The following is a 6,117-nucleotide window of genomic DNA, read 5'->3' as shown; positions in this document are numbered from 1 at the left end:
CTTGACCTGATTTTAGCTCGTTATCGACTACAGAACTGCGTAACATGAGTAATGATTTCATAGAAGTCATCGGGGTTTTTCCAATAATTTTGGCGTCAGGTTGCATAAGGCAGCATGGAGTAAATTGAGGGTGTTTTCCCAATCCCTGATCCGGCAAAGCCCCATCGCAGTATGGGCATATCGTCCAGGCACAGAGACAGAGCCAGTCGGGATCCCGGCTCGCGAGATGTGGATCGCACCCGCATCTGTCCCGCCGCCGCCCGGTTGCCTGTATTGATAGGGGATATTTTCTTTATCACCGGTCTCGCTCAACCAGCGGATAATTCGCGGGTCTGAGAGGGTGCCTCTATCCACTGTGTAAATGGCAGGGCCACCCCCGAGCTTTGTGTTATAGCGGATATTCTCGCTATCGTCGTGCATCGGAAGGTCATAGGCGGGCGTCGAATCAATTGCCAGCGCCAAATCCGGGTCAAGAGTGTGTGCCGCTATTTTTGCGCCCCGAAGCCCAAGTTCCTCCTGGACAGTGAAGGCAGCCAGCAGGTTGATATTTGAGGGGGCATTTTTCAATAGCTCGATCAGGATGGCGACGCCGAGACGATCATCCAATGCCTTCGCGCGGATGGAATACTCCATCCGCAGAAATTTGGTGGCGAAGGTCGCCCGATCCCCAACCTTGACGTTTGGCTTGCCCGGCCCAACGTCGATCCGTAACGCGCTGACGGGGACTGTTTTGCTGTGCGCACCTGATGCGACTAAATGAATTGGCCCAACCCCGATCACGCCGGGAATCTGCTCCTTGCCAATCCAGACAGGTTTTCCGGCAAGCTGGCGAGGATCGATCCCACCGATGGTGGTGAATTCAAATAAGCCATCACCAGCATCATTGACCAGCATAAACCCGACTTCGTCCATATGGGCGGCCAGCATCACGTTGAGATTATTTTTACCCTTTCCGCGTTTGGTGGCCAGCAGATTGCCCATTGTGTCAACTTTGATCTCATCGACCAGGGATTCTATCTCAGCTCGTACGATCTTGCGGACTGCACCCTCATCGCCCGAGACGGCCACGGTATTGGTTAGCTTTTCCAAAAATTTAATTTGGGGGTTTCTGATTTTTAACATCATCAATCATCCCAAACGATCTTTTTAAGAAAATCTGGTTCAAGCATGGCTATAAATTCTGCCAGCAGGCGTCCCACTCGTTGGATATCTTTCAATGCAACCATTTCTATCGGGGAATGCATATAGCGGATCGGAATGCTGATCAATGCAGTGGGAATACCTTCTGCCACAAGTTGCAGGTCGTCGCCGTCGGTGCCAGATCTGCCAGGGAGGATTTCGATCCCATAAGGCATCTCCAGTTTCTTAGCTAATTCCTTGAATTCTTTATATAAAAATGGATGAATAACAGATCCCCAGCCGATGGTGGGGCCACTCTCGAGTTCGAATGTTTCCCAGTTATTCGCACCGGGACCCTTGGCAAAAGTTACATCCACAGCAATGGCGAGATCGGGGCGGAGTTGGAAGGCGGAGGTCCTTGCCCCCATATGTCCAAGTTCCTCCTGGACGGTGGCCGCAGCCCAGATATCCCAGGCGTGCTGGCGGGATTGCAGCTCTTCAAGGCAAAGCGTCAGTGCAGCTACCGATGCGCGATTATCGAGGGAATGACCGACCAATACCCCGCCGCTCATCTCAATTGGCTCGGTTGCAAAGGAGATCAAATCTCCAATTTTAACTTTTTTAGAGACCTGCCCTGCGCTGAGCCCCAGATCTACAAGAAGATGATTAATGCCAACAGCACCCTCTGCCGCTCCTTCGGGAAGGAGATGCGCGGGCGGCTGGACGATGATCCCGGGCAGATCGCTTCTTCCATGAATGGTGACAGCCTGCCCCGGTAAAACGCGGATATCAATTCCACCGATATGGGTCAGGTGGAGAAATTCACCGGAGATTTTTGTCACGATCAGGCCAATCGCATCCATATGGGCGGCGATCATCAGAGAGGGGCGCGGTTCCTGCCCGTCTCCACGCTTCAATCCATGCAATGAGCCAAGGGCGCTCAGGTTGAGTTCATCCGTCAGGGGTCGCCACGCTTCTTCTATCAGGCCCGTTACAGGAGTCTCATACCCGGAGAGCCCGGAGGTTGAGATTAAGGATTTTAGAAATTCGGTTGACATCGGTTTATTTATGAAAGTTCCTGTTTTAAAGAAAGGTGACTATTATAGTACTTGTTTTATCTTCGATGGCCTGGATAGCGAAGTAGGTGCCCATATTCCTTTGTGTCATCAAATCCGACATATTTCAATGAGATACTATTGACAAAATGTTAGTAAAGATATATTATGTAAGTAATCACCATGAGAGGGCACACCTAAGGTTTCGTCCGAAGGTTACTCCCTCTTTTTTAATTTCTATATTCCAACTTTGCTTTCAGGTCAGTAACAAATACCATATACGGGCGGTATTTTCTAAGCAATGATGAATAGCTATATTTGTTGGGGATAACGATTTGTGATAGTTTATTGAGTGTTTCAAGGTATTCAATTAGGCAGAAATAATCCCCGTCACCTGAAACTATAATAGCATTATCATAATTGGGAAATTCTATCATTGTATGTAAGACTAACTCAGCGTCAACATTGCCCTTTGTGAATTTTTTCTTTCCATCCCCATAATCAATCGTGGGCTTGTAAATTAACTCGTAACCTACGCCCTTAAGAAACCTGTATAGTTTTTTATTGCCATCGACACGGCCAATAAATAAATAAGATTTATTGACTTTGTACTTGTCTTTAAGATAGATAAAAAAGCGCTCGAAATCAAGTTTCCAGCCTTGATAAATTATCTTTCCTGATTTATTTGTCAGATCGTATAGGACAGATAAATTAAGGTTCTGACTGTCTATAAAAGCATAAGTCACTTTTTTAGTGTTGCCCATAATTTCTTTCCAAGCCGCCGGATAACGGGGCAATTGTTTTGGATAATTTCAAAATAATAAGGGATATTTAAAAAAATAACTATGGTGAGCCTGTCTCAACCGCAGTTGTTGGGGTTGATGTATTCGTTGGTGTATACGTAGAGGTTGGAGTGGATGTAAAAGTAGGCGTAGCTGTTTTACTGGGCGTTGGGGAAGGTGTATAGGTATGCGTGGAAGTAGATGTTGGGCTCGAAGTAAAGGTCGGAGAAGGCGTCCACGTCGCGGTATGAGGCTGGAAGGGTGTTGACGATGGAGTAGAGGTTAGTGTGGGCGTGGGCGTTAAGGTGGAAGTGGCAGTAGGGGTGGGGCTGGAGGTGGGTGATGCGGGCGTCCCCAAGGTTGGGGTCACGATAACAGGCTCGGGGGAGGCTGTACCGCTTGCGTTGGGGGTACCGATTCCCGGTTCGGGTGCTAATCTAACCGCAATAAATCCCAGGCAATAACAGGGAATGGTTGCAAGAATGATAGAAATTAGAATCAAGCGGCGGCGTGCACCAGGGTTGGTATAAGTATCCATGATTTCTCCTTGCTGATAATAACATTACTCAGATGGCAGAGCAAGTTATAACGGTATAATTCAACTATGATTCCAATTTCTTTAAAAATCACTGGATTTCTTTCTTATCAGGAAAGCGTCGAACTCGATTTTCAGGATTTTGATCTGGCCTGTATCTCCGGGAATAATGGCGCCGGAAAATCATCCCTGCTCGATGCGATCACCTGGGTGCTTTTTGGACAGGCACGAAAACGTGACGAGGCCCTCATCAACCTGCAATCAAAAACCGCAGAGGTTATTTACATTTTTGATTATGAGGAAAATCATTATCGCATCCAGCGGACGATGACACGTGGAAAGACGAAATTGCTTGAATTTCAGGTCAAAGATAATGATTTATGGCGTCCGCTCACTGAGCATTCTTTGCGCGCCACGCAGGAGCGGATCGAGCAAATTTTACGCTTGGATTACGAAACTTTTGTCAACGCCGCCTTTTTTTTGCAAGGTAAGGCGGACCAGTTTACCCAGCAAAACGCCAGCAAACGCAAGGATGTTTTGAGCAGTATTTTGGGATTGGAAGTTTGGGATGAATATAAAATGCGCTCGGCTGCCCGTCGTCGGGATGTGGAACAGGAGCTGGATACTGTCGATGGACGTGTCGCAGAAATTGACGCGGAACTTGCTGAGGAGGATGCCCGAAAAGAAGGACTGATAACACTCGAAAGCGAGCTTGGACGTTTATCTGCTACCCGTAAAACACAGGAATCTGTGCTTGAGAATATTCGCCGTTTAACCGCCTCCCTTGATGAGCAACGGAAAATGGTGAATACGCTGGCAGAGGCCTTGTCCCGTTCCCAGCGCGCCCAGGAAGATCTGCAATCCCGTCGCGCTGAGCGTAATACCGAACGAAATCGTTATGCCGATCTTCTTGCCCGCGCCGCTGAAGTGGATGCATCCTATACAGCCTGGAAGGAATCCCGTGAGGCTCTTGCCAAATGGGAGCAGACCGCTGCCCAATTCCATGAGCAGGATGCGAAGCGGCAGCCTTTCCTGCAGACGATCAATGCTGAAAAAGCACGCCTTGAGCAGGAATTGAATGGGTTGGAAAAACAGAGCGTTGAAAATGAAGCGCAGCGAGTGGAGATCGGGGAAATACAGAATAAGATTAAGCTTGCTCAAAAGAGTGTCGAAGAGGTGGAAAAAAGAGTGATAGCGCGGGATGCTTTCCAAAGTGAACAGGCTTCAGCGCGTGAAAAATATGCCGTCCTGCAGGTGGAGAACAGACAATTCAAAACAGAAATGGACGCGCTCAAAGTAAGGATCGAGGAATTCAAAGTAATCAAGACTGCCGCCTGTCCCCTTTGCGGTCAGGAATTAAGCGAAGATCATCGCTCTGAAACTTTGACGAAAATGGAAAAGGATGGCAAGGCCCAGGGTGATCAATATCGTGCCAATACCTCCGAGATGAATGCGATCTTTGCAGAGGTGGAAAATTATGCAACCCGCAATAAGGAATTTGAATCTCTTGACCAGGAACGTTTATCTGCCTCAACAAAACTGACCCAACTTAGCGAACGTCTCTCCACGATCCAGAAAGGAGCCTCAAAATGGGCGCAGGAAGGCGAAAAACGCTTTAAAGAATTGTACAAAATTCTTGAAAAAGAAAGCTTTGCAAAGGATCTGCGGGTCCAATTGGCAAAAGTGGATCAGGAATTAAAAAAACTGGGCTATGACGCCGCCTCTCATGATGCCGCCCGAAAAAAGGAAGGTGAACTTCGTGTGGCCGAAGATGACTTCCTCACCCTGGAATCGGCCCGGGCAGCGTTAAAACCTCTTGAAGAGGAGATCGCCAATCTCGACCAGCAAAGCAAAAAGCTGCAAAAAGAAATTGACCAACAACAGATCGAGCATGAGGGGACCCTGGCTGCATTCGCGGCAGCCGAATCCCAGGCGCCGGACGAGACCGCAGCCTATGCTGAACTATTGCAGATCCAGGAGAAAGAGAATCAACTCAATCAGGAGGTCGGTGCAGCGCGCCAAAAGGTGGAAGTGCTTGCGGGGTTGCGCATCCGCAAATCGGATTATGCCTCCCAGAGAGAAGATCTATCTCTGAAGATCAGCCGTTATAAAAAACTGGAGCGCGCTTTCGGCAGGGATGGCGTTCCGGCCCTTTTAATTGAACAGGCCCTGCCCGAGATCGAAGAAAAAGCCAATGATCTGCTCGACCGTTTGAGCAATGGGCAGATGTCGATTCGTTTTGTGACCCAGGCTTCGTTTAAAGATTTCAAACGCGACGACATGAAAGAAACCCTCGATATCCAGATCAGTGATAGCGCGGGCGTCCGGGATTATGAAATGTTCTCTGGTGGAGAGGCTTTTCGGGTCAATTTTGCGATCAGGCTGGCGCTCTCAAAAGCCCTTTCGCAGCGCAAAGGGGCCCGTTTGCAAACCCTGATCATTGACGAGGGCTTTGGTTCGCAGGATGCACAGGGACGTCAGCGACTGATCGAGGCCATTAACCAGGTCAGGGGTGATTTTGCCAAAATCCTGGTGATCACGCATCTCGAATCGCTTAAGGATGCTTTCCCGACCCAGATCTTTGTTGAAAAAGGGGATCAGGGATCAACAGTGCGGGTGATCTAGT

At 48.6% G+C, this 6,117-nt stretch carries 5 protein-coding genes; 1 reads left to right on the top strand and 4 read right to left on the bottom strand.

Annotation, left to right across the window (positions count from 1 at the left end; all coding sequences use genetic code 11):
- Positions 1 to 66: 66 nt before the first annotated feature.
- From AC3DOM_RS14650 to AC3DOM_RS14635, 4 genes are all read right to left on the bottom strand, one after another.
- Positions 67 to 1,122 (bottom strand): M42 family metallopeptidase, encoded by a 1,056-nt coding sequence (locus tag AC3DOM_RS14650; protein WP_487919788.1) that lies wholly within the window; start codon positions 1,120 to 1,122, stop codon positions 67 to 69.
- 2 nt (positions 1,123 to 1,124) lie between these two features.
- Positions 1,125 to 2,177: a M20/M25/M40 family metallo-hydrolase gene (locus AC3DOM_RS14645; protein WP_487919787.1), complete on the bottom strand. Its 1,053-nt coding sequence runs from the start codon at positions 2,175 to 2,177 to the stop codon at positions 1,125 to 1,127.
- Between the two features lie 227 nt (positions 2,178 to 2,404).
- Positions 2,405 to 2,938 (bottom strand): NYN domain-containing protein, encoded by a 534-nt coding sequence (locus AC3DOM_RS14640; RefSeq protein WP_487919786.1) that lies wholly within the window; start codon positions 2,936 to 2,938, stop codon positions 2,405 to 2,407.
- A 79-nt stretch (positions 2,939 to 3,017) separates the two neighbouring features.
- Positions 3,018 to 3,494, bottom strand: coding sequence for a hypothetical protein (locus AC3DOM_RS14635; RefSeq protein ID WP_487919785.1), 477 nt, complete (start codon positions 3,492 to 3,494; stop codon positions 3,018 to 3,020).
- Positions 3,495 to 3,560: 66 nt separating this feature from the next.
- On the opposite strand from AC3DOM_RS14635, the gene AC3DOM_RS14630 reads away from it, so the two are divergent.
- Positions 3,561 to 6,116 (top strand): SbcC/MukB-like Walker B domain-containing protein, encoded by a 2,556-nt coding sequence (locus tag AC3DOM_RS14630; RefSeq protein ID WP_487919784.1) that lies wholly within the window; start codon positions 3,561 to 3,563, stop codon positions 6,114 to 6,116.
- The last annotated feature ends 1 nt before the right edge of the window (position 6,117 follow it).

Source organism: Candidatus Desulfolinea nitratireducens (genome assembly GCF_982879505.1).
Note: the sequence above shows the minus strand (reverse complement) of the source record. Positions and strands in the feature narration are given on the sequence as shown.

What these genes read in the sequence shown, in the direction of transcription:
- AC3DOM_RS14650 (WP_487919788.1), bottom strand. Translation starts at nt 1,122, where the DNA reads ATGTTAAAAATCAGAAACCCCCAAATTAAATTTTTGGAAAAGCTAACC.
- AC3DOM_RS14645 (WP_487919787.1), bottom strand. Translation starts at nt 2,177, where the DNA reads ATGTCAACCGAATTTCTAAAATCCTTAATCTCAACCTCCGGGCTCTCC.
- AC3DOM_RS14640 (WP_487919786.1), bottom strand. Translation starts at nt 2,938, where the DNA reads ATGGGCAACACTAAAAAAGTGACTTATGCTTTTATAGACAGTCAGAAC.
- AC3DOM_RS14635 (WP_487919785.1), bottom strand. Translation starts at nt 3,494, where the DNA reads ATGGATACTTATACCAACCCTGGTGCACGCCGCCGCTTGATTCTAATT.
- AC3DOM_RS14630 (WP_487919784.1), top strand. Translation starts at nt 3,561, where the DNA reads ATGATTCCAATTTCTTTAAAAATCACTGGATTTCTTTCTTATCAGGAA.